This window comes from Streptomyces sp. NBC_00984 (genome assembly GCF_045162475.1).
Taxonomy (GTDB): domain Bacteria; phylum Actinomycetota; class Actinomycetes; order Streptomycetales; family Streptomycetaceae; genus Streptomyces.
The window spans coordinates 664,057-686,055 of the sequence record NZ_CP108734.1 but is presented as its reverse complement, the minus strand read 5'-3'; the positions used below and the strand labels follow the sequence as shown (position 1 = coordinate 686,055).

The 21,999-nt window shown below is 69.8% G+C and carries 17 protein-coding genes and 1 pseudogene; 7 read left to right on the top strand and 11 right to left on the bottom strand.

All coding sequences use genetic code 11. From position 1 onward, the window contains the following. Position 1: 1 nt before the first annotated feature. Positions 2–64: pseudogene (locus OG520_RS02870) on the top strand (zinc ribbon domain-containing protein); the annotation flags it as partial. Positions 65–421: 357 nt separating this feature from the next. Then, positions 422–1,195: an NADase-type glycan-binding domain-containing protein gene (locus OG520_RS02865; protein WP_406016409.1), complete on the top strand. Its 774-nt coding sequence runs from the start codon at positions 422–424 to the stop codon at positions 1,193–1,195. 98 nt (positions 1,196–1,293) lie between these two features. Here OG520_RS02865 and OG520_RS02860 read toward each other — a convergent pair whose 3' ends face one another. Together OG520_RS02860 and OG520_RS02855 are read right to left on the bottom strand one after the other, a co-directional pair. Further along, positions 1,294–2,250, bottom strand: coding sequence for an aldo/keto reductase (locus OG520_RS02860; RefSeq protein WP_406012046.1), 957 nt, complete (start codon positions 2,248–2,250; stop codon positions 1,294–1,296). Continuing rightward, entirely contained in the window at positions 2,247–4,193 is a 1,947-nt protein-coding gene (locus OG520_RS02855; RefSeq protein ID WP_406012045.1) for a hypothetical protein, read from the bottom strand. The genes OG520_RS02860 and OG520_RS02855 overlap by 4 nt, the downstream gene beginning before the upstream one ends. A gap of 113 nt (positions 4,194–4,306) precedes the next feature. On the opposite strand from OG520_RS02855, the gene OG520_RS02850 reads away from it, so the two are divergent. The 4 genes from OG520_RS02850 (at position 4,307) to OG520_RS02835 (ending at position 6,548) form a co-directional block, all read left to right on the top strand. Further along, positions 4,307–5,131: an amidohydrolase family protein gene (locus tag OG520_RS02850; protein ID WP_406012044.1), complete on the top strand. Its 825-nt coding sequence runs from the start codon at positions 4,307–4,309 to the stop codon at positions 5,129–5,131. A gap of 116 nt (positions 5,132–5,247) precedes the next feature. Then, on the top strand, positions 5,248–5,637 hold the full coding sequence (locus OG520_RS02845; RefSeq protein ID WP_406012043.1) for an acetylxylan esterase: 390 nt from the start codon (positions 5,248–5,250) through the stop codon (positions 5,635–5,637). Next, entirely contained in the window at positions 5,528–5,791 is a 264-nt protein-coding gene (locus OG520_RS02840; protein WP_406012042.1) for an acetylxylan esterase, read from the top strand. The genes OG520_RS02845 and OG520_RS02840 overlap by 110 nt, the downstream gene beginning before the upstream one ends. Continuing rightward, entirely contained in the window at positions 5,781–6,548 is a 768-nt protein-coding gene (locus OG520_RS02835) for a GntR family transcriptional regulator (RefSeq protein ID WP_406012041.1), read from the top strand. Before OG520_RS02840 ends, OG520_RS02835 begins: the two co-directional genes overlap by 11 nt. A 62-nt stretch (positions 6,549–6,610) precedes the next feature. On the opposite strand, the gene OG520_RS02830 is transcribed toward OG520_RS02835, so the two are convergent. The 6 genes from OG520_RS02830 to OG520_RS02805 form a co-directional block, all read right to left on the bottom strand. Next, on the bottom strand, positions 6,611–8,587 hold the full coding sequence (locus OG520_RS02830) for a right-handed parallel beta-helix repeat-containing protein (RefSeq protein WP_406012040.1): 1,977 nt from the start codon (positions 8,585–8,587) through the stop codon (positions 6,611–6,613). Between the two features lie 86 nt (positions 8,588–8,673). Then, on the bottom strand, positions 8,674–9,585 hold the full coding sequence (locus OG520_RS02825; RefSeq protein ID WP_406012039.1) for a carbohydrate ABC transporter permease: 912 nt from the start codon (positions 9,583–9,585) through the stop codon (positions 8,674–8,676). Positions 9,586–9,598: 13 nt separating this feature from the next. Beyond that, positions 9,599–10,519, bottom strand: a complete 921-nt coding sequence (locus tag OG520_RS02820) for a carbohydrate ABC transporter permease (protein ID WP_406012038.1) — start codon at positions 10,517–10,519, stop codon at positions 9,599–9,601. Continuing rightward, positions 10,498–11,742 (bottom strand): ABC transporter substrate-binding protein, encoded by a 1,245-nt coding sequence (locus tag OG520_RS02815; RefSeq protein WP_406012037.1) that lies wholly within the window; start codon positions 11,740–11,742, stop codon positions 10,498–10,500. The genes OG520_RS02820 and OG520_RS02815 overlap by 22 nt, the downstream gene beginning before the upstream one ends. A gap of 170 nt (positions 11,743–11,912) precedes the next feature. Continuing rightward, on the bottom strand, positions 11,913–12,329 hold the full coding sequence (locus tag OG520_RS02810; protein ID WP_406012036.1) for a hypothetical protein: 417 nt from the start codon (positions 12,327–12,329) through the stop codon (positions 11,913–11,915). 51 nt (positions 12,330–12,380) lie between these two features. Next, entirely contained in the window at positions 12,381–12,656 is a 276-nt protein-coding gene (locus OG520_RS02805; RefSeq protein WP_406012035.1) for a hypothetical protein, read from the bottom strand. A 193-nt stretch (positions 12,657–12,849) separates the two neighbouring features. On the opposite strand from OG520_RS02805, the gene OG520_RS02800 reads away from it, so the two are divergent. Further along, complete coding sequence (locus OG520_RS02800; RefSeq protein WP_406012034.1) at positions 12,850–13,599, top strand: ribonuclease activity regulator RraA; 750 nt, start codon at positions 12,850–12,852, stop codon at positions 13,597–13,599. Between the two features lie 84 nt (positions 13,600–13,683). On the opposite strand, the gene OG520_RS02795 is transcribed toward OG520_RS02800, so the two are convergent. Genes OG520_RS02795 through fxsT form a run of 3 tightly spaced genes read right to left on the bottom strand, consistent with a single transcriptional unit; the run spans position 13,684 to position 21,885 of the window. After that, on the bottom strand, positions 13,684–14,754 hold the full coding sequence (locus OG520_RS02795; RefSeq protein WP_406012033.1) for a hypothetical protein: 1,071 nt from the start codon (positions 14,752–14,754) through the stop codon (positions 13,684–13,686). Next, a complete protein-coding gene (locus OG520_RS02790; protein WP_406012032.1) occupies positions 14,751–16,034 on the bottom strand; it encodes a hypothetical protein in 1,284 nt (427 codons plus the stop codon). Before OG520_RS02790 ends, OG520_RS02795 begins: the two co-directional genes overlap by 4 nt. Before the next feature lie 4 nt (positions 16,035–16,038). Continuing rightward, complete coding sequence (fxsT, locus tag OG520_RS02785; protein WP_406012031.1) at positions 16,039–21,885, bottom strand: FxSxx-COOH system tetratricopeptide repeat protein; 5,847 nt, start codon at positions 21,883–21,885, stop codon at positions 16,039–16,041. Between the last annotated feature and the right edge of the window lie 114 nt (positions 21,886–21,999).

Below are 21,999 nucleotides of genomic sequence, written 5' to 3'. Positions count from 1 at the left end.
GATGCGCTCGTGTCCGGCGTGCGGTACGGCCAACCGCGAGGACGACGAATTCTGCGGGAACTGCGGTTCCTACCTGGGCTGGTCCTCCCGGGCATCGCGGAACGCTCCCGCCGCCGCGGAACCGGTCGGCCCCGCGGAACCGGCGGCACCGGCAGCCGAGCCCGCGACCGGAACTCCGGCCGAGCCGGCGACCGGTCCCGCCCCGGAGACCGAAGCTTCCTCGGCCGGGGCCCCGCCCGCCCCGCCCGCCCCGCGCCCCGAACCGCCGGCGGAACCGGTGCGGTCGCCCGCACCGGAACCTGCCGCGCCGCCGGTGGCGCCCGCACCGGCACCAGCACCGGAGCAGCCTGCCCCCGTACGGCCGGAACCACCGGCACAGCCTGCCCCCGTACGGCCGGAACCACCGGCACCGGAGGCGCCCGTGGTCGCGGTGCAGCCGGCCAAGCCGATCGCCCGGCGGCCCGTCGTGAGGCCCGTGGCGGCGGACGAGGAGCCGGACGGGCCACCGTGCCCGGCATGTGGCACCCCGAACCTGCCGGGACGCCGGTTCTGCCGCCGCTGCGCAGCGCCGTTGCAGACCAGGGAACAGCCGGCGCCGCTGCCGTGGTGGCGCACGGTGTGGCCGTTCCGCCGCCGGGTGAGGAGCGGATCGGGCCGGGCACTGCGGCGTACCCTGCTGGTGCTGGCGGTCGTCGGGCTGCTGTGCGCGGGCTTCCTGCTCCTGCCCGCCGGGCGCTATGTCTTCGAGGACGTACGGGACAAGCTCGGCGGCACGGCGGAGATCAGCCCGTCCGACGTCACCGCGAGCGCCCACGCGCCGGGCCATCCGGCGTCCGCGGCCACCGACGGACTGACCAACAAGTACTGGGCGGCACCCACGCTCGGCTCGTCGCTGACGTGCACCTTCGACAAGCCGTTCCGGCTGGTCGGCGTCGTGGTGTACCCCGGGGTGTCGACGGAGCCCGAAGAATTCCGGCAGGGGGCCAGGCCCACCCGGGCCGATCTGATCATCACCAAGGCGGACGGCGAGATCCAGGAGAAGACGGTGACGCTCACCGACAAACCCGGCAAGCAGACGGTACGGACCGGCATCAGCGACGTCGTCTCCGTCCGGCTCGTGCTGAAGGCCGCGTCCGGCCAGGGCGAGGGGCGGCCGATCGCGGTCGGCGAGGTCGAGTTCTTCAAGCGCACCTGAGGCCGGACACAACCCGGTGACAGGCCGGGCAGCGCCCCTCCGGTCCGCGGCAACCCGCTCGCCGCCGTCGGGGCGCAGCCGCAGCCTGCCGTCCGTGGCTACCCCGCGTGCCCATCCAGCAGTTGCTCGGGCACGAACCCGGCCTCCGCCAGCCGATGCCAGAGCTCGTCCGGGACAGGGAAGCGGGCGGCCGCCGCGTTCGCGGTCACCTCGGCCGCTGAACGGCAGCCGAGGACGACCGAGGTGACCGCGGCGTGCAGCAGCGGGAACTGGATCGCGGCCGCGGGGAGCGGCACGGCGTACGCCTCGCACAGCGCCCGGCACTGCCGCGCCCGCTCCAGGGCCTCCGTGGGAACCGGCCGGTAGTTGAACATGGCGCCGGGAGACGGGTCGGCCAGCAGGCCGGTGTTGAAGACACCGCCGACGACCACCGCGGTACCCGTCCTGGCGCACAGCGGCAACAGGGTGGTGAGCGCCTCGTGGTCGAGGAGCGAGAAACGGCCGGCGACGAGCACGACGTCGACCTCGAACTCCGCCACGTACGAGGCGAGCGGACCGCTGTGGTTCATGCCGAATCCGATAGCCCGGACCAGCCCCTCGTCACGCAGCTTGCGCACCGCCGGATAGGCCGTGCGGCGTATCTCGTCCGGGTAGTCGTCCGGGTCGTGCAGATACAGGATGTCGACGCTGGACCGGCCCAGGCGGGTCAGGCTCGCCTCCAGGGACTCGCGGATGCCGCGCTCCGTCCAGTCGGTGATCACCTCACCGGGAGAGCCGTCCGGCCGGGGGCGCAGCAGCCAGCCCGTCTTTGTGGAGAGCACCGGATCGGTGACCCCGGACGGGGCCAGCAGGCGGCCCAGGCGCTGTTCGGCGAGGCCGTGTCCGTAGCGGGGCGCGGTGTCGAAGTACGTGATCCCGGCCTCGGCCGCGGCCTCGACGGTCGCGGCGGCGTCCTGCTCGGTGACCGCTTCGAAGAGCCCGCCCAGGGGAGCGGTGCCGATGCCGAGGCGGGGCAGGGCGAAGGGCAGCCGGTTCGCTGCGGCGGTGTCGGTCATTCCGTCTCCCACGGGGAGGCACCGGCCGTGCGGCCCGCGCGCAGCGTCATGGTCAGGGTCAGCCGGATCCGTGCGTTTCCGGGGAGGCCGACGCGGCAGTACGGTCCGTCGACCGGCTGCTCGGGGCCGTCGTCCGCGCGGACGGTGGCGACGTGGTGCTCGGCGAACGAACCCGCCTGCACCAGCAGGGTGCGCGCCGCGCCGCCGAGGTTGACCAGCTCCACCACCGTGTGGTCCGGGCGGATGTCGGACACGAGCGCGGCGACGTCCGGCGGAAGGCCGGGACGGCGGGCGTCCGCGTCGTGGTAGCGCACGTGCAGTTGGTGAAGGCCGCCGTTGTAGAGCACCTGCGGGGAGCCCGTGGTCAGCTGCAGCAGGGCTTCCGTCACCACGGGGTTGAGGTGCTGCCAGTGGTGGATGTCCAGGGCGTCGGGGCCGACGGCCGGGTCGACGGTGTCGTTCTCGATGGCCTCCACCCGCTCGGCGCAACTCGCCAGGGCGCTGCGCAGCATCCGCTCGGGGAAGTGAGGGTTCCGCCCGTGCAGGAACTCGTACCAGGGCTCCTCGTGCCCGGCCTCGTCCTTGATGCGCTGAGTGTGCACGGTGGTCCAGTCCCAGCGGGACTCGGTGCGCAGGTGCTCGATCCGGTCCCGGTCGGCCTCCTCGCGGCTGAAGTGCCACAGTGCGAGCGGGAGCTGGCCCGGCATGACGGTGAAGTCGAACCAGCCGGAGTCATTGTGCCGCTGGGGCACCATGAGGGTGCGCTCGGCCGGCATCGCGCGCAGATGCGGCTCCCAGCGCTCGCCGAGCGTGCCCATCCCGTCGGCGCCGCGCTGTTCGGCCTGGCGCAGCACCACATCGAGGGGATTGCGGGCGAGGTCCAGGAAGCCCCGGTCCCCGGTGAGGAGTGTCGCGTTGGCCGCACCTATGACGGTGGCGCTGCCGACGGGGGACAGGCCGTGCGGCCACGACCATCCGTAGTGGCCGCCGTACCAGCGGCCGTCCAGGTATTCGCCCACCACTCCGTTCAGGCCCACGTTGTCGGGCACGACGTCGCGACCCGCCAGCCGCTCCTGCCACACGCCGACGTACTCGGCCACCCAGTCCGCGTAGCGCTGCTCTCCACTGAGCAGGAAGGCGTTGGTGGCGAGGCCGGTGGCGGCCAGGTTCACGATGGTGTCACCGCGGCCCATCCGGTCCCACATCGCGCGGCCGTACGCGCGGGCGCGCTCGGGCGAAGCGGCCAGGTCGTCGAAGGACATGACGTCGTCGATCCCGTCCAGCGGCAGACCGTACGGGCGCAGGGCCAGGCTCCACGGGAAGTACGCCTCCTCGTCGCTGAAGCCGAAGCGCGGTCCCGCCGAGCCGTTGTGCGGAGCACGTACGACCCGGTGGGCGGGGTCGTAGTTGGGGCCCCCGGGAAGGTAGAAGTCGGCGAAACGGCATGCCAGTTCACGCAGCTCCGCATCGTCCGGGTCCGCGAGGCACAGGCCGTAGAAGAGGAGCAGGCCCTCGCCCTGGTGGAACCAGTCGTAGCCGCGCTCCAGACCGTCGGCGAGCATGCCCATCCCGGTGAGCTGTGCGGTGACTCCGCGCCAGTGCCGCCGCGCGGCGGTCAGCAACTCCGCGCTGCCCCCGAGCAGATAGAGCGTCGGCCAGTTGAAGAACGGTTCGTAGAAGTCGTCCACGCCGTCCCGGCCGTCCATTCCCTGTCCGAGCGTGTCGCGGAAGACGAGGCGGCCGTCACCTTCGGTGTAGCGGTCGGCGAAGAGCCGCCAGGCCTTGTCCTGTGTGGCGAACAACTCCCTTTCCAGATAAGCCCATTCGGGGACCCCGGTGACACGCCGGGTCGCGGTCAGCAGAGGTCCGTGCGCCTCGCCCGTGGCGCGCGCACCGCCGGTTCGTTCAGGCCTGAGCATCGAGAACACCTGCACCCTCGTCACGTACGGATTGAACAATCGTCCATCGATAGCCGATAGTTAGACTCACGGGCGGGGAGCCGACGTGTCAATACTCCGGAGCACCCCCGACGAACCCGAGGAGGAGGAGGCGCACCGTGATCGACTGCCATGTCCACCTGTGGGATCCGGCCGAGGGATTCCCCTGGATCCGGCCGGGCGACGAGCACCACCGAGCGTTCGGCGAGGACGACCTGGAGCAGTCGGGGGCGGGCCTCGACCTGACCGGGGCGGTACTGGTCGAGGCGTCGCGCGGTGATGCGGGAGAGACGCTCGCCCTGCGTGGACTGCGCCTGCGCCGACCGGATCTGGTCATCGGGTACGTGGCCAACCTGCGCGTCCACGGCGCGGGCGGCCCGGACCTGTTCCGTGCCCTCCTGGACGAGCTGGGCGACTCCCGCCCCAACGGGATGCGGCTCGGCGGCGCCTCGTGGACGGGCACCCCCGAGTCGGCCCGCGCGCTCGTCCCGGTACTGGCCGAGGCGGGATCGACGCTCGAACTCAACCTGCATCAAGGGGCGTTGAAGGCGGCGGCCGAAGTCGCCGCACAGCATCCCGAGCTGACCGTCGTCGTCGACCACCTGGGCAACGCGCCGGACCCGCGCACGCCGGCGGCGGGGGAGTGGTATCGCGACGTCGAGCGCGCCGCCGCGAGCCCGAACGTGGTGGTGAAGATCTCCGGGCTGCTCACCCAGCAGCACGGGGTGCCGCCGCGGCGCATCGCGCACATGGTGCGACACGTCGTGGACGCGCTCGGCCCCGATCGCTGCCTCCTCGGCTCCGACTGGCCGATCTGCCTGCCCCGCGGCTCACGGGCCGACTCGCTCGCCACGTCCCGGCTCGGACTCGCCCATCTGACGGCCGATCATCGACATCGCGTACTGCACACGACCGCCGTCCGCGTGTACGGACTCGGTGGCTGACCGTCCGCGTGGTTGACAGTGCTCGAATGCCCCTGCTTCGATTCCCTCGATGATCGATAGGCGATGAACAGTGACCGGCTCCGCCTCACCGAGAGTCGGCCCCGACCTCCGCGGAGATGCCCCATGGCACAGTTCGACCTTCCCCGGGCAGCGGGCGGGGCGCCCCGCACGAGAAGCGGCTGTGGGCGGACGCCGCCTACGCGCACCTCGTCATGGACACCAGCGGCCAGGGCGCCGAGACCTCCGACCCCGACCCGGCCGGCGGCGACATCGCCGCTCCCGGCCTCCTCACCCGCGGCGTGCCCGATCCGCGCCGCTTACCCGTACCATGTCCTACTTCGACGGCGCCACCCTGGCCGCAGGGGGAATGTGTCGATGCTGTTCTCGGTCGGCCTGATGGACCATATCTGCCCGCCCTCCAGGGTGTACGCGGCGTACAACCATTGCGGCGCCCAACGGAATGTGGATCAGGCCGACAAGCAGATACGGGTCTATCCGTTCAATGATCACGAAGGCGGCGGGCCCGCCCGCGAGGTCGTCAATCGGAATGGCCGGCCAAGCGGTTGGAAACCTCGGTGTGATTCCATCGAGAGAAGATGGGTGCGTATTATGTCGCAACTGACGTGCCCCAGTCCAGGATTGGGAATTCATGGCATCTAATGCGTCGGGTGGATTCGTCTCCACGCTGGCCACCAACAAGGACCGGTTCCGCAAGACCCTGATCTCGGACCAGGTGTACGAACTGCTCCGCCAGGCCGTTGTCGAGGGCGATCTCGCGCCGAACGACCGCGTGGTCGAATCGGAGATCGCGCGGCGGCTCGGCGTGAGCCAGGCCCCGGTGCGCGAGGCGGTCAAGCGGCTCGCGCGGGAGGGCCTGTTCACGCACGTGCCGCGCCGCGGCCACTTCGTCGTCGAGATCTCCTCGCAGGACGCGGAGTACGCCCGTCAGGTACGCGAGCCGCTGGAGGGCCTCGCCGCCCGGCTCGCCACCGAGCACATCACCAAGGACCAGCTCACCGAGCTCGACGCGCTGGTCGAGCGGATGCACGAGGCGGTCGCCGCGGGCGACGTCAGCGGCTTCCGCGACGCCGACATAGAGTTCCACACCCTGGTCAGCCAGTTCGCGGGCAATCCGTTCCTGGCGCGGATGTGGGAGGTCATCGAACCGAGCCTGCGCACCCTGCGGGCCATCTCCGACCCGCTCTTCGACGGCGACCGGTGCGCGATGGCCGACGAACACGGCCGTCTCGTCGGCCTCTTGCGGTCCGGGGACCCCGAGAAGGCGGCCGAGGCATTCGCCGACCACGCCGCCGGCCGCGGGCCCGTGCCGGACGCGCGGGAGGCGAAGAAGCCCCGCAAAAAGGCAGCCGCGACGAAGAGGACGGCGGCCGGAAAGACCGCAGCGAAGCCGAATTAGTCGCATGGCCATGGGCCCGATCCGGAATTCCGGGTCGGGCCCATGTCCATGTCGCGAGCGGGCTACCGACGGGCGCCCGCAGTCCACCTGGGCGCCCCGTACTGATAGGCACCCAGACTCGGCGTCACATCCGTGGAACCGTCATTGATCCCCGGAAGCGGAATCGCCTGATTGCGCGCCGGGGAATCGGTGGTCAGCCGATAGTCACGGTTCGCCGCATCGACGAACAGCGGATCGATGTCCGAGGGAAGGTTGTTGGAGAGAACGAGCCCGCCGTCGGTGGCACCGTCCAGGCCCCGGATTGTACCGACGTTGTTGTAGATCTTGGTGCCGGTCGACTGCCCCGGCTCCTTCACATAGAACAGCGTCATTCCGCCGGTGTTGTTGTAGACGCCGTTGTCGTGCGATCCGGTGCCCAGACCGTTGAGCATCACCGTGCCCTCCCGGTTGCCCCAGCCCACATTGTTCGCGATCACGAGATCGCTCTGTCCGTTGTCCGCATAGATTCCCGAGATCCCGAACGTGGTGGAGGTCGTGGTCGGCGCCGGATCGTGCAGCACGTTGTGGTCGACGTTCGTGCCCATCATCCAGGCGCTGCAGCAGGTGTAGATCGCGGCCACATCGAGGCTCAGCCGGGCGTACCCGGAGATGTCGTTGTACGCGATCAGGTCCTTGCCCGGGGTGAGGCCGGCCACTTCGTTCCACTGGAGGTTGATACCGCTGCGGCCGACGCGGTAGATCGTGTTGTGCGTGATCGTCTGACTGTTGCCCTGCACGGCGATCCCCGCCGCGTAGGTGCCCATGTAGTCGACGTCGTGGATCACATTGTCCGTGGCGGTGTTGTTCTGCCCGCGCAGCGCGATGCCGTTCCCGGCGCTCAGCGACAGATCGCTGTTCACGATCTCGTTCTGGGTGCCGTCGAGGACGATGCCGCTGTCGCCGACGCCCCGCGTCACCGTGCTGCCGCAGTCCGTCGCGCCCCGGGTGATGTCCGTGTAGTGCGACAGGTACTGGCCGTCGATGCCGTCCAGGGTGACGCCGGTGCTGGTGGCGCCCGTCCTGATCGTCGTGGCGAACAGGCCGATGCCGTCGATCGTCGTGTGACTGGTGTTCGTCAGGTCGAAGCCGAGGGTGCGGCGCTTGGCCTCGACGGTGTGGGTGTCCGGGTCGTCGGTGCCGTACACGTACAGGCGCTTCGCGGTCGGGTCGTAGAACCACTCGCCGGGATGCGCGAGTTCACCGATCTTCCCGGAGAGTGCGTACCGGGTCTCCTTGGGTACGACCTTGTGGACGCATGGCGGCGCCGCGTCCAGTGTCACCGAGCCGACGGCGGAGCTCTTCACCGTGGTGGTGGCCGAGACGTACCAATAACCGGTGAGGGCGCGCGCGCCGTCCCAGTACCCCGCCGGGCGGGTCAGGTCCGCATCGGCGACGGTGGCGTCCGCGCTGCCCTCACCGGCGTACTGGAGCGAGGGGTCGAGCAGATCGAGGCCGGGATACGGCCACTGGGCCTCGATGCCCATCTTCTTGTCGGTGAACACCTGCACGGTGCTCACGTCGGAGCCGAGGTCGACGTCCGTGCTGTAGACGTGTCCGGCCGCCACCGCGTCGGCGAACCGCGAGCCCGCGGCGAACGGGTCGGTCTTGGCGATCTCGGTGACATCGGCGGCGGTGACCGGCTCGAAGCCGCCGATCCCGGAGGCACCGCTCACCGTCACCTTCGCGCCCGGGGCGGCGCGATAGGTGATCGGCAGCCCGGCGGTGCCGGACCGGGCGGGCACGACGGTCTCCTCGTACGTGCCGGACAGGACCAGGCACGTATCGCCCGGCACCATCACGTCGGCGCACTTCTGGATGTGCCGGAACGGGGTCCTGTCGCTCCTGCCGCCGGCAGCGTCCTGGCCGGATACCGCGACGTAATAGGTCTGTCCCGCCTGGGGCCTGACCGGATGGGCGGTGGCAGGTTGGCCGGCCGCCACCACGGTCAGGGAAGCGAGCAGGGCGGCTGCGGACCACGGTCCTCTGCGGGACCGTGGCATCCATCTCCTCAGCACTCGGAGTTCCTTTCTTTTCTCTCGGCTCTTCCTCGGACGGGGTACGTCGGGCCCGGACGTCCCTTCACGGCTCATCCCTTCACCGCGCCGACGGTGAGACCGCTGATGATGTGGCGCTGCATGTAGATGAAGAAGATGACGACGGGCGCGACGGCGAGCAGAAGGTTGGGGAACATCTTCGTCAGGTCGGTCGAGTACTGGCTGATGCCGGCGTAGATCGCCGTCGTGACCGTGTAGTGCCCGGAGGACGGGCTGAGCAGGATCTGCGGGGAGACGAAGTCGTTCCAGATCCCGATCGAGTTGAGGATCAGCACCGTGACGACCGCGGGACGCATCAGCGGGAAGACGATGGCCCAGAACGTCCGGTACCGGCCCGCGCCGTCGATCGTCGCCGCGTGATCGATGTCCACCGGGATGGTGCGGATGAAGCCGACGAACAAGAAGATGCTCACCGGCAGTGTGGACGCCACGTCGTGCGCGACCAGACCGGTCACGGTGTTGGCCAGGCCGACCTCGCGCAGCACATAGATCACCGGGATGATCACGGCGGCGCCCGGAATGAACGTCCCGGCCAGGAAGTACAGCAGTACCAGCTGCGTACGCCGCTTGAGGCTGCGCGCTATCGCGTACGCGGCGGGGCCCGCGAGCAGGATGCACAGCACGTCCACGACCACGACGAGGAACAGCGTGAAGCCGTAACCGCCGATGACGTTGAACTGCGGACTGTTGATCGCGGCCGACATGTGCTCGAAGGTCAGCCCGCTCAGCGGGATCGAGAACGGGTTGTCGAGGATGTCCTGCTGCGACTTGAAAGCGTTCACCACGAGCAGGTAGATCGGCACGATCATGACGACGACGAGCACACCGAGCAGGCCCCACCGCACGGGCGAGCGGGGCTCCTTGCGTTCCGTGCGCCGCGTGTCGTCACCCTTGGCCGGCAAAGCCTTCGGCCTGTCGCGGACCTCTGCCTCTAGTACGACCACCAACGGCTCCTAACTAACCTGTCGCGGCTTGGTCTTGACGGTTGCGCAGCGCCGTCACGAGGAGGGCGAGCACGGCGGACACCACCATCAGGAACACCGCCTGCGCGGTCGCGTAACCGACCTTGGTGCCCTCGAAGGACCGGGCGAGAATGAGGTACGTGAAGGTCTGTGTCGAGCCGGCCGGACCGCCGCCGGTGAGGCTGACCACGATGTCGTACGCCCGGATGAGCCCCACCAGGTTCAGTACCGTCGCCACGGTCACCACGGGCGCGATCATGGGGATCACGATCCGCAGATTGATCTGCCGCTTGGACGCGCCGTCGATCGCCGCGGCCTCCAGCAGCTCGGCGGGCACCGTCTGCAGGGCGGCCACGAACAGGACGACGTTGAAGCCGAATCCGGCCCACACGATCACGGCGATCAGCGAGATCAGCGCGAACTGCTCGTCGAAGAGGAAGCCGAGCGGTTCGATGCCGAACTTGGCGAGTGTGTTGTTGATGGCACCGTTGGTGCCGAGGATCGCCGCCCACAGGTATCCGAGGATCAGCGCGCTGATGACGTGCGGGAAGTAGGCGACGGCCCGGAAGAAGGAGTTCGTGCGCGATCGGCCCTTGAGGGCAAGCGCGTACACGAGCCCCAGGCCCACCATGAGGACGGTGCCGGCCACGGCGATCAGCGCTGTCACGTACCAGGCATCCGAAGAACTCGGATCGTCGAACAGATGCTTGTAGTTGTCGAGCCCGGTGAACGTGGCGGTGGAGAAGCCGTCCCAGTCGGTCAGGCTGAGATACACCGCGACACCCACCGGCACGACGGTCATCACCGTGTACAGCAGGACGGCCGGGCCCATCATCCCGAGGGAGACGGCCGAGTCCCGCAGCCGTGCCCGGCGCCGCTGCTTCAGCCCTTCGTTCAGCCCTGCGAGTTCCACCACTTGTCCAATCCGTCGGCGGCGCCCTCGGGGGACGAGCCCGTGTACAGGGACTGGATCTGCTTGTTGAGCTCGTCGCTGAAGCCGGCGATCGGCTGGCTCTTCCCGGACTTCACGAGCACCGACGGTGCCTTGTCCAGGATCTGCTGCACGGACGAACCGAGGCCGGACATCGGGTAGGTGAAGCCTTCGCGCAGATTGCCGTCGGAGGCGAGCTGGCTCCTGATGGCCTTCGGGTCGGTGGTCGCCCACTTCACGAACTCGATCGCCTCGGCCTTGTGGCGCGACTTGTTCACCACGACGTACGGGTTGGAGATGTTGCCGAACTGGCCGGAGGGGTAAGCCCCGTCGGTCGGCATGGTGAACACACCGATGTCGTCGCTCTTCTTCGCGGCATCCGCGGCGGGCACGAAGAACGAACCCATGATGTACATCGCGGACTTGCCGTTCAGGAAGGCCGTCTGGCCGTCCGCGTAGGTGAGGCCGAGCGCGCTCTTGTCCAGGTAGCCCTTGTCGATCCAGCTCTTGTAGTGCTGGAGGTAGGACAGGTAGCCGCTCCGGGCGAAGGAGGCCTTGCCGTCGTTGCGCTCGGCCGTCCACCGGGGGTCGGCGGTGAGCACACCCGCGTCGGCCATTATCGAGAACTGGGAGCCGGTGACCCACTGGCCGGCGGCCTGCAGCGGCTTGTACCCCGCGTCCTTCAAGCTGCCCATGGCCACGGTGAACTGATCCATCGTACGGATCTGGGCGGGGTCGATCTGCGCCTTCTTGAAGGCCGCCTTGTTGTAGAAGACGAGCGACTGGATCTGCTCACCCACACCGACCACGTAGTGCTTGCCGTCGACGGCGTACTGGTCGGCCAGCGGGGTCTTGGCGGTCCAGGGCTGGTCGGACAGGTCGGCGAAGAGCGACGCGGTGTCGGCATTGGGCGTGATCTGCTGGGCGACATCCGGCGGATCGCCCGCGGCCAGGTCCTGCCTGAGTTTGGCGTCAGCCGAGATCGTGCCGGTGAGTTCGAGCTTGACCGTCACGCCGGGGTGAGCTTTCTCGTACGTGTCGAAAAGGTCGTTCCAGTACTTCTCCGTCAGGTTCGGCGTGATGTTCACGATGACGCGGAGGGTCGTGCCCTCCGCGGCCTGGTCGGACCCGCCGCCGCAGGCGACGGCCGACGCCATCACCAGGGGAGCCACGGCGAGCCCGCAGGCACGGCGCCACATTGTTCTCATGGGACACGCTCCGTTGCGTAGTCGTGAATAATCGATAGCTGATGTTCGGCCGCAGCGTCCCCGGTGGATCAGCGGCGGGAGGGGGCCGCGGACGGTCATCGTGCGGATCGCTCGCGGGGGTGGTGCGATGCGGTGGAGGCGGGGCGGGCCCTCGCCTTCGTGACTATCGTCTATCGATTGCTGATGCTCGGGGTGGCATCTCGCTTCTTCAAGAGTGCTGCGGCAAACCTCTGAGTTCCTTCTTCCGGGTGCCGGTCGGCCATGTCGGCGAGCAACCACCGCACGGCTACGCTGCCTTGGTCGCCGGGGGTGCGGACCGTCAGCGTCAGTCGGGTGAGGTGGTCTCCCCAACTCCTGGTCAGCTGGGGGTCGTCGAGCTCCCTGTGTACGACGGAGGCGACCGCGACGCGGGGATCCCAGTGCATCACCAGCCACTCCCCGCCAGGGGCGGTGACCGTGGTCCAGCCGGACCCGTGCTCGACGTGTCCGGCCGGCACGTGATGCGCGGCCACGCTCTCCATGTGTCCTTCCCACCGGTCCCCGACGCTCATGAGGTTGCCGCCACAGGCGACGGACTGCAGCAGCATGCGGACCAGCAGTGCAGGGTCCTTGTAGTCGTGGTTGTCGCGGTCGTACTCTCACGAGCCGTTGAGCGTGTGGCAGGCCTCCCACATCACCCGCTCGCTGCCGCGCTCCAGCGGCCGGTCGGGCTGGTACTGCTCGGGCGTCACGTAGTCGCCGGGTATGCCCAGCCGGTCGTTGACGAGGGTGTCCGGCTGCAACGTCCGCACGACGGAGAGGAGTTGCTCCGCACCCCACTCCTCGAGGCCCTTCTCCGGGTACGTGGAGAACCCGACGCGCGCTGCCTCGAACCACCCGGTGGAATCAGCGGAGTTGGTGGGAGCATCGGTCACGGAAGGCTCCTGACGCATTGACATCACTAATCGATTAGCTGTTACCTACCATCGATAGGCGATGATGTCACTGGCGTGGCGCGCGACGAGCGCGCGGAGAGGCAAGTGCATGCACCCGACAGGGGATCAGGAAACGCCGTCGACGGGGGAGACCCGCATCAGTGGGACGGAGGAGGCCCGTACCTATGAATCGATGCGAGCGCCGGTCCACACCTCGTCCTACGTACGGCCCACTTCACAGATGGTGGGAGCCCTCAAGGACGTGAGCGCGGCGACGGCCTGCGCGAAGCTGCATCAGCTGGGCATCACCCGCACGTTCATCGACGGTCCCGTGCCGCTGCACCGCGAACCGGACGTCAAGATCACCGGCGGTGCCGTGACGCTGCAGTTCCTGCCGCAGCGCGAGGACGTCTTCAACGGGGCGGAGCAGGAGGACATCGAGCGCAAGACCGCGCTGTGGGGCGTCCTGGAATCCATCCAACCCGGCGACGTGCTCGTCGTCTCGGCCCACGGCAGCCACTTCACCGGCTGCCTCGGCGACATGCTGGTGCGTTACTTCAAGCTGCGCGGCGGCGCCGGGATCGTGGTGGACGGACGGATACGGGACGCGGCCCGGGTCCGCGCGCTCGGCGTGCCCATCTGGTGCACCGGCGTCACCCCGCACTACGCCTCGCAGACCGAGCTGTTCCCGTCCGCGTTCAACGTGCCCGTCGGCGTCGGCGGCTCCCTGGTGACGCCCGGCGACCTGATCGTCGCCGACGAGGACGGCGCCGTCGTCGTACCGCAGCGGAACGCGATCCCGCTCGCCGAGGACTCCCTGCGGCACCAGGACCGCGAGGCGTTCGCGCGCCGCCGCCTCGACGAGGGCGGACGCCTCTCCGACTACTACCCGCTCACCGGCGAGGGCATGACCGAGTACCTGGCCGGTCGGTCCGCCACCTGAGTTCCGCCGGACCGCTCGGACGCGGGCCGGCGGCCTTCGACGTGGGCCCGTCGGCAGCGCGTTCGGCCGCTTGATGCGCGGGCTTTAACGGGAGAGGGATGCGAGGCTCGCCAGCAGGTGGGCGGATTCGGGGTGGTGGAAGTCGGAGTGGGCCCCCGCCGGAGAAAGCCGGCTCACCCGACCGCCCCGGAAGCGCCAGCCCGCGTCGATGTCGACGATGCGGTGGTCGAGCAGTTCGCGCGTGTACGGCTCGTCGACGGTGAGCATCCGGGTGGGGAAGTGGGGCACCGGTGTCGTGCCCACCCCGGAGTGGCCGATGCCGGGAGCCCCCTCCGCCCGCAGATGCCAGAAACCGGTGGCGCGGTCCCAACGGGAGTGGGTCAGGGCAAGCGGGCCCTGCAGGGGAGCGGCGGGCCGGTCGCGAGTTGCGAAGAGTGTGGGGAACATCGTGTCGAGGCTGTTGCGCGGCGCGGCCATCTGGAAGACCAGGGCGCTGTCCACCGTGAACGGCCGACGCGGGTCGGCCGGGTGGGACCAGCCGAGGACGCGAGGGCGTTCCGGCGCCTCGGCCGCCCACTGGACCGCCTCGCACAGGAACCGCCCGCCGAAGGAATGTCCGAGCAGGTGCAGATACTGCCCGTTGCGGTTTCTCAGCACCGCCGGCTCGCCGGGGTCCGTCCGATGGGTGTCCAGGTAGCCCAGCAGGTGCCCCAGGACATGGGCGGCCTGTCCGGTTCCCGGGGCGCTCATCGCGTGCGCGCGTTCACGGATGCGACGGTAGCCGGCGGGGCCTGGCAGGCTGGAGGACGGCCAGCAGATGACCACGCACCAAGGCCGGTACCCGCCCGCCAGCCCGGCATACAGGTCGGGACGTGCGCTGGTCAGCTCCTGGGCCTGCCGGAGCAGCCGGCTCGCGCTGCGCACGGCCACGCTCGGAGAGGTCTGCCAGCCGTGCGCGTACACGTACAGATCCGTCGCCTGCTCCGGGACGCGCAACTCGCGGGCGAGATACTCCGCCAGCCGGTCGGGGCGGATGGGTGCCGAGGAAGCGGACGAGCGAAGTCTGCCCTTCTCGTCCAGGTGGACGACAGCCGGCGCCACCACCGGTCCGCCGCTGTGGCCGAGCCCGCCGGCTGCTTGTCGGGACCGTTTCACCGGGTCTTCTCCAGTCTGCTGTCGATGCCGCAGTACACCGAGTACGCCAGGCCCAGTGGATTGTGGAACCGGTTGGCGTACCAGCGGACCAGTCCCATCGCGATCTCGCCCGCCGTGCTGTCCCCGCTGAGATACCGGCCCAGGAACTCCAGGGCGTACTCGGACGCGAAGAGCTGGGGTATGTCGAACTGTGGCCCGATCACCCCGTCCGCTCCCAGGTTGACCAGCGCCGCTCCCAGGTGCTTGATCCCGGGCTCCGGCGCCGTCTGTCCCGTGTAGCAGGCGTTGAGCAGTACGAAGGGGCGGAAGAGTGCATCGCCGGAGCTTGTGTGCCGGCGACGTTTCCTCAGGACGAGATCGGCGTCGATGGGCTGGCTGTCGGTGAGCTTGACTGCCAGATGAGGGTGCGGTGATCCGTTCTCCACGAATGCGCCGTGGCACCAGAAGTACATGACGTCGTCGTGCAGCACCGGGGCGGCGAGATCGCCCAGCAGCTCCTCCGAGTCGGTCCGTACGGTGAGCTGGGAGCGTTCCTCCAGCAGCTTGCGCACTTCCGGTGCTCGGCCGACGGTGTCGAGCGCGACGTCGGTGTTGAGGCTGGTGACGGGAAGGGGACGTGCCAGGGCCTCCCGCTGGGTGCTGGGGAATGCCTGCGCACCGGTCTGTTCGATCTGGTGCCGGTAGCCGAGGAATCCGTGCAGGAGCGGGGCGCCGTCGGGCGGTTCGACGGCCAGCATCGGCCAGGGCAGGTGCAGGTCCGAGTCGAACGAGACGCGCAGGCCCTCCTGTCCCGCGAGTGTGTCCAGCAGGAAGGCACGCAGCTCGGTCATCCGATGGTCCGCTCCCTCCAGCAGGCGTTCCAGCAGATGCTGCCCTTCATCGGCGAGATCTTCCGTCAGGCCGTGGGAGAGCGCGGTGTGCGCGGAGAGGTCCACCTCGTCGCTGAAGAGGTGCCCGCCCAGGGGCATGCCGTCCGCGTCCCGGGGCTGGTAGTGCACCAGCCGACTGCTCCACACGGTGCGGAGCCGGGCCGCTGCCTGGAGGAGCTCGCTGGCGGAGATGTTGAGGTAGGCATTCGGGGTCCCGCGTTGTGGCGTACGGCTGTTGGTGAGGAGAGCCGACAGATGCAGCCGCTCGGGACTGTGCTGACGGAGCATCACCACGAGGTCGAGGGGCTGCTTGGCACGGACCGGGCTGCCAGGACGCCGCTGTCGCGGGGGCAGCGCCGTGAAATCGAGCGAAGGATTGTGGAGGACGTCCACCGTGAGTTCCTTGACCACCTGCTCAATTCCTCCTGGTACCAGGGACGTCGGAAGCGGAGCGAGAACGTGGGTCGCCCGTCACGTCGATGCCGGTCTCGACGTCCTGGAGCACGACGCCCATGTCGCGGTCGTAGACGGTGAGGCGCAGACGGTGCTCGCCGGGTTCGGACGCGGTGAACACGAAGACGGCGGGCCGGCCTCCGGACACGTACTCGGCGATCGCGGGCTCCACCGTGGCGGCCGAGCGCGTCGCGGCCACCAGGAGCAGCAGAGGCAGCGGCTGTGCCGATGACGGCTCTTCCTGCTCCGAAGGCTCCTCGGACCGCTGGACGTCCGCCTCGCCGGATCCTGGCTGCTCGATGTCCGTCTCGCCGGTACGTTCCAGACGGACCTCCACATCGACCGCTTCTCCGACGTTCACCTCACCGGCCAGGAGCCTCAGTTTGATCGTCCACGAAGGGTAGGCCGCGGCCAGCCGTTCCCGTACCTCCTGGACCCTGGGGTGGCCGTGTCCCAGTACCCGCTCCCAGTCGGCCGTGAGGCGCGTACCGGCGACGGGGCCGTCGCCGGCACCGGCGGCGACACGGGCGAAGTAGGCGCCGGTGCGACTTTCGAGGGTATCGGGATGGATCTGCCCGAGGACCTGCGCACGCCCGGAGGAGACCGCGGAGAGGAGCACTGCCGCCCGCTCCCAGTCTCCCGCCTCTCCATATGCCCTGGCGAGCGCGTCGATGGCGGTGGGGTGGCCGGCATCCTGCATGGGCTCCCGGCAGGCGATCACGGTCGGCAGCGCGTCCCGGCCCATCGAGTGGGCGTGAGAGACACCGTCCGGTGTATCTGGATACCCGAGGCCGAGGACCCTTGAACGGTCGGCGATCACGGCCTCGAAGAGGGCGATCGCGCGACCGGTGTCGCCGGCCAGCAGACGGACGTAGGCGAGCCGTTCGCGGCTGGCGAGGGTCCTGTCGTGGTCGACGCCGAGGGCCCGGACATGGTCGGCGACCAGCTGCTCGCACAAGGAGATGGCGTGGTCCGGGGAACTGCCGGGCAGCGAAACCAGGATCAGGGCAAGAGCGCCGCGGGCGTGCAGGGTGCAGTGGTGGTCGGGGCCGTGCACCCGGTGGGAGTCCTCGACCAGCTCCTCGTACAGTGCGGCCGCACGGGCGTGGTCACCGGCGTCCCGGCAGGCAAGAGCGAGGTCGGCGCGTCCCGTCAGGGTCTCCGGGTGGTCCTCCCCCTGCAGCCGGGTACGGTCCGAGACCAGGACCTCCATCTCCCGCACCGCTGTCGCGTACTGACCCACCAGCCGACGCGTGATCGCCAGTCCACGCCGGCACCCCAGTGTGTCGACATGGTCCGCGCCCTGCACCCGTTCGACGTCCGCCAGCAGCTCCACGTACGACTTGAGGGCCCGCGGACGGTGACCGGCACGGCGGTGAGAGAAGGCGAGCCACTTCCGCGTGGCGAGCGTGTCGGGGTGGTCCGCGCCGAGGACCCTGCGGCGATCCGCCACCAGGTCCTCGTACAGGGCCAGACAACGGTGGTGGGCGCCGGCCAGGCGGTGGGCGTCCGCCAGCAGTTCCCGCCGTGCGAACGTGGCGGGGTGGTCGGGGCCGCACACCCGGTGGGAGTCGGCGACCAGCTCCTCGTAGAGCGCGACCGCACGGGCGTGGTCACCGGCGTCCCGGCACGCATAGGCGAGATTCGCGCGGCTCGCCAGTGTCGCCGGGTGATCGGCGCCCTGGATCCGCGTGCGGTCCGCGACCAGGGCCTCCATCTCCCGCACCGCCGCCCCATGGCGCCCCGCCCTCTGCAGGGAGAAGCCCAGCCCATTGCGGCAGAGCAAGGTATCGAAGTGATCCTCGCCCTGCACCCGTACGAGGTCCGCCAACACCTCCTGCCAGAGCTCCACCGCCCGCCGATGGTCACCGGCCGCGTTGACGGCACCGGCCATATCCCTGCGTGTGTTGAGCACCTTCGGGTGCAGAGGCCCATGAATCCGTGTCAGATCGGTGGCGAGTCGTCGGTACTCGGCGACCGCGCTGCGGGGCGCGTCCGCACGCCGGCAGGTGTAGGCGAAGTTGGAGCGGCTGAGCAGAGTGCTCGGATGGTCCGCGCCCTGGATCCGCGTCCGGTCGGCGACCAGCGCCTCGTACGCACGAAGGGCTTCGGCGTACCGTCGCGCAGACAGCCATGCCCCGGCCAGAAGCTCCCGGGTGAGCACCGTTTCGGCGTGATCCGGGTGCGCCACGCGGAGCTGGTCACGCAGCAACTCCTCCAGGAGGCGGGCCGCACGTGCGTGATCCTCGGCTGTCCCGCAGGAGAGAGCCAGGTCCTGCCGCATCCGGAGTGTGGTGGGGTGGTCGGGGCCGTGCACCCGGTGGGAGTCGGCGGCCAGCTCCTCGTAGAGCGCGACCGCACGGGCGTGGTCACCGGCGTCCCGGCACGCGTAGGCGAGGTTCGCGCGGCTCGTCAGTGTCGCCGGGTGATCGGCGCCGTGGATCCGGGTGCGGTCCGCGACCAGGGCCTCCATCTCCCGTACCGCCGCCCCGTAGCGACCCGCCTTCTGAAGGGAGAAGCCGAGCTCGTTGCGGCACGACAAGGTGTCGATGTGGTCGGCGCCCCGCACCCGGACGGAGTCCTCGACGAGCCCCTCGAACATGCTGACGGCCTGGCGGTGGTCACCCGCTTTCCGGTAGGCCACAGCGAGGAATCCGCGAGTCTGGAGCGTGCGTGAGTGGTCCTGCCCCAGGACCCGCTTGTGCTCTTCGGCCAGCTCGCCGAGCAGTTCCGCGGCACGGCGGGCGTCCCCTTCGTCGTACCACGTCAGCGCCAGGGACTCCCGGGCACTGAGCACGTCGGGATGATGAGGGCCCTGGACACGGATCCGGTCCCCTATGAGCCTCTCGTCCAGGGCGGCCGCCCGCCTGTGGTCGCCGGCGCGTCGGTAGGAGAGGGCGAGCCAGGCGCGGATGTTCAGTACGTCGGGGTGGTCAGGACCCAGTACACGGGCGTAGTCCGAGAGCAGTTCCTCGAAGCCGGTGACGGCGCCGGTCGTGTCTCCGGCCAGGTCGCGCGCGTGGCTGAGGCCGATCCGTGCGCCGAGCGTGTCCGCGTGGTCGGGGCCCAGGACACGGGCGCGGTCCGCCACGAGGGCGGCGAACTCGGCAACGGCGGCGTCGAACCGTCCTGCGAGCCGCAGGGTGTACGCCAGTGAGCTGCGGCTCTCCAGAGTGTCGGGGTGGTCCGCGCCGAGCACCCGGACGCGGTCCGCGATGACCGTCTCGCACCAGGCCATGGCTTCGGCTTGATCACCCGCCTTCCGGTACGTGTACGCCACGCTGTCACGCGCTTCGAGGGTGGCGGGGTGGTCGGCCCCCTGCGTACGTGTGCGGTGCGACACCAGCGCCTTGAACAGCCGCGCGGCCTGGTCGTACTCCCCGGCCTCCACGTGCGCGAAGGCGAGGCTGTCGCGCGTGTCCAGGGTGGCCGGATGGCTCGACCCCTGGACACGGGAGCCGTCGGCCACGAGGCTGCGGTACGCGCTGATCGCACGCTTGTGATCGCCCTGGGCCCGGTACGCGGAGGCGAGTTTCCTGCGGTCGTCGAGTGTCGCCGGGTGGTCCGGGCCCTGGACACGCGTCCGGTCCGCGACGACGCCTTCGAGCTCCCGCACCGCCCGGCCGGCATCGCCGGCCCTTTGCCGTGTGACGGCGAGATCGGCCCGGGTCCCGATCGTGTCGGGGTGATCGGCGCCCAGGAGCCGGGTGCGGTCCGCCGCGATGGATTCGAGGTCGGCGATGGCCGACCGGTAGTCCTTCGCCCCCCGCTGCGCATGCGCGAGCCAGCCACGGCTGGTCAGGGTGTCCGGGTGGTCGGCCCCGAGCACACGGGCCCGGTCGGTGATCGCTTCCTTGTACAGCAGGATGGCCCGAGGATGGTCGCCGGCGTCCGAACACGCGTAGGCAAGGCTGTTTCGGCTGTCGAGCGTCGATGCGTGGTCGGCGCCGAAGAAGGCCGTTCGGTCCTCGACCACGGCTTCGTAGTCCATGACCGCACGCCGGTGGTCGCCCGCCATCTGACGGGCATAGGCGAGTCCGTCACGGCTGTCGAGCGTGTCGGTGTGCTCCCGGCCGAGGACACGGGTGCGGTCGGCGACGACCGCCTCGAACTCCCGGACCGCCGTCTGGTGGTCGCCGGCCTTGCGAAGTGCGTACGCGTAGGTGTGACGGCTGGCGAGGGTCGCCGGATCGTCGAGGCCGAACAGGCGGACCCGATCGGCGATCAGGCCACGGCACAGCAGCACCGCCTTCTGGGGATCGCCGTCCGCGCTCTGTACGTCGGCGAGGGTGTCCCGGCTGTCGAGGGTCGCTCGGGCATCGGGTCCCCGCAACTGGGTGAGGCCGTCGACGACGGCCTCCATCAGCGTGACGGAAAGCATCTTCTGATCGCGCTCGATCAGCTCCCGTGCCGCCCGCTCGTAGAGCTGAACGGTGCTCTCGCGAGGTCGCCGGCCGGTCGGCCGGTTGGCGGCCAGTGCCTGGATGTGCGGGAGGATCTCCTGCCAGCGTGCCTGTACCGTCCGCTCGGTGCGCGGGCCGTCGGGTACGGACCGCAGGAGGGCCGCCTCCGCCCAGTCACGGCCCGTCTCCAGCAGGGAGCGGTCGGATTCGTGCGTCGGGCCGGACAGGAGCGGGCTGCGCAGTGTGGTCTGGACGAGCCGGTGCACGGTGATGTCCTGATCGGTGAGCGTGATCAGGTTGTATCCGGCGAGCAGGCTCAGAGCTCCGTCGATCGCCGACGGTCCGATGGCCGCCGGCTCCGTCTCCTTCGGCACCGAGAGAGCGGCACGCGGTACGGCCTCGGGCGCGTACCAGGCAAGAGTGTGGAGCAGCCTTGCGGCCAGGGGTGCGCACCGCTCCAAGGTCCGGAGCGTCGTACGCCAGATGCGGGCGATGGTCCGGTCGGCGTCGTGACCGGCGCCGGCGGCGTCCAGCACCGCCGTGGGCGTCTGTGCGAGAAGGGCTCGGTACGTGGCGAAGGACATGCCGGTCTGCCGGAGATAGGCACCTGCCTGCGCGAGTGCCAGAGGCAGGTGGCCGAGCTCCGTGGCCAGGGCCTCGGCCTCCCGGATCTCGTCCCCGGTCGGCTCCCTTCGGGGCATGGCCAGACGGCACAGCAGGCTCACCGAAGGCCCCGCGGCCAGCACGTCGATGCGCAGCGGCTGTGCACTGGGGCGCCAACCGTCCGCGCGGCGGCTGGTGACGAGTTGGTGTCCGTGGCCGTGGAGTCGTCCGAGGTAGGGGTTGAGGTCCGCGGGGCTCTCGGCGTTGTCGAAGACGAGGAGCCAGCCGTCGTGGGACTGGAGCCAGAGGATCGCCCACTCGGTCTGCTGGTCCGGTAACGCGCCGAGGGCCCAGCTCGGGTGGAGGAAGACCGCGAGATCAGCGAGGGCCGCGTCCACCTGCTCGCAGCTCTGGGCAACGATCCACCAGACAAGGGTGTAGTCGGAACGATGCTCACGGGCGTACCGCAGTGCGAGCGACGTCTTACCCACTCCGCCCAGGCCGTGCAGCGTCTGCGGCTGAGTGATGATCCCCTCGCCGAAGGCGAGGGCCCGCCGGATGCCCGCCACGTCGCCGGTCCGGCCCACGAAGGTCTCGGTCATGCTCAGTGGCAGGTTGTCCATACCGGGCGGGGCGTCGATGGTGCCGGCGGCGGAGACCGCCTCGGGCGGCACGCTGGCCCGGCGCTCGGTGTGTGGGTTGCCACTGGCTTCGGCCGGCGCCTGCGAGCGGCGCACCACAAGGATGTCCGAATAGGGCTGCTCGGCCACTCTCCACTGGTGCAACCGCTCAGCCGTGATCACATCGCCCCCTTGCCCGCCCTCATCCGGGAAGCCGCACAAAGCTTCCCGAACTCACCATCCCGTCATGCTAGCGAAGCCCCTGACACCGTGTCATGTGATCGGTGGCGGGATGCC

What these genes read in the sequence shown, in the direction of transcription:
- OG520_RS02815 (WP_406012037.1), bottom strand. Translation starts at nt 11,742, where the DNA reads ATGAGAACAATGTGGCGCCGTGCCTGCGGGCTCGCCGTGGCTCCCCTG.
- OG520_RS02800 (WP_406012034.1), top strand. Translation starts at nt 12,850, where the DNA reads ATGCGAGCGCCGGTCCACACCTCGTCCTACGTACGGCCCACTTCACAG.
- OG520_RS02860 (WP_406012046.1), bottom strand. Translation starts at nt 2,250, where the DNA reads ATGACCGACACCGCCGCAGCGAACCGGCTGCCCTTCGCCCTGCCCCGC.
- OG520_RS02830 (WP_406012040.1), bottom strand. Translation starts at nt 8,587, where the DNA reads ATGCCACGGTCCCGCAGAGGACCGTGGTCCGCAGCCGCCCTGCTCGCT.
- OG520_RS02845 (WP_406012043.1), top strand. Translation starts at nt 5,248, where the DNA reads ATGCCCCATGGCACAGTTCGACCTTCCCCGGGCAGCGGGCGGGGCGCC.
- OG520_RS02835 (WP_406012041.1), top strand. Translation starts at nt 5,781, where the DNA reads ATGGCATCTAATGCGTCGGGTGGATTCGTCTCCACGCTGGCCACCAAC.
- OG520_RS02840 (WP_406012042.1), top strand. Translation starts at nt 5,528, where the DNA reads ATGGACCATATCTGCCCGCCCTCCAGGGTGTACGCGGCGTACAACCAT.
- OG520_RS02810 (WP_406012036.1), bottom strand. Translation starts at nt 12,329, where the DNA reads ATGCTGCTGCAGTCCGTCGCCTGTGGCGGCAACCTCATGAGCGTCGGG.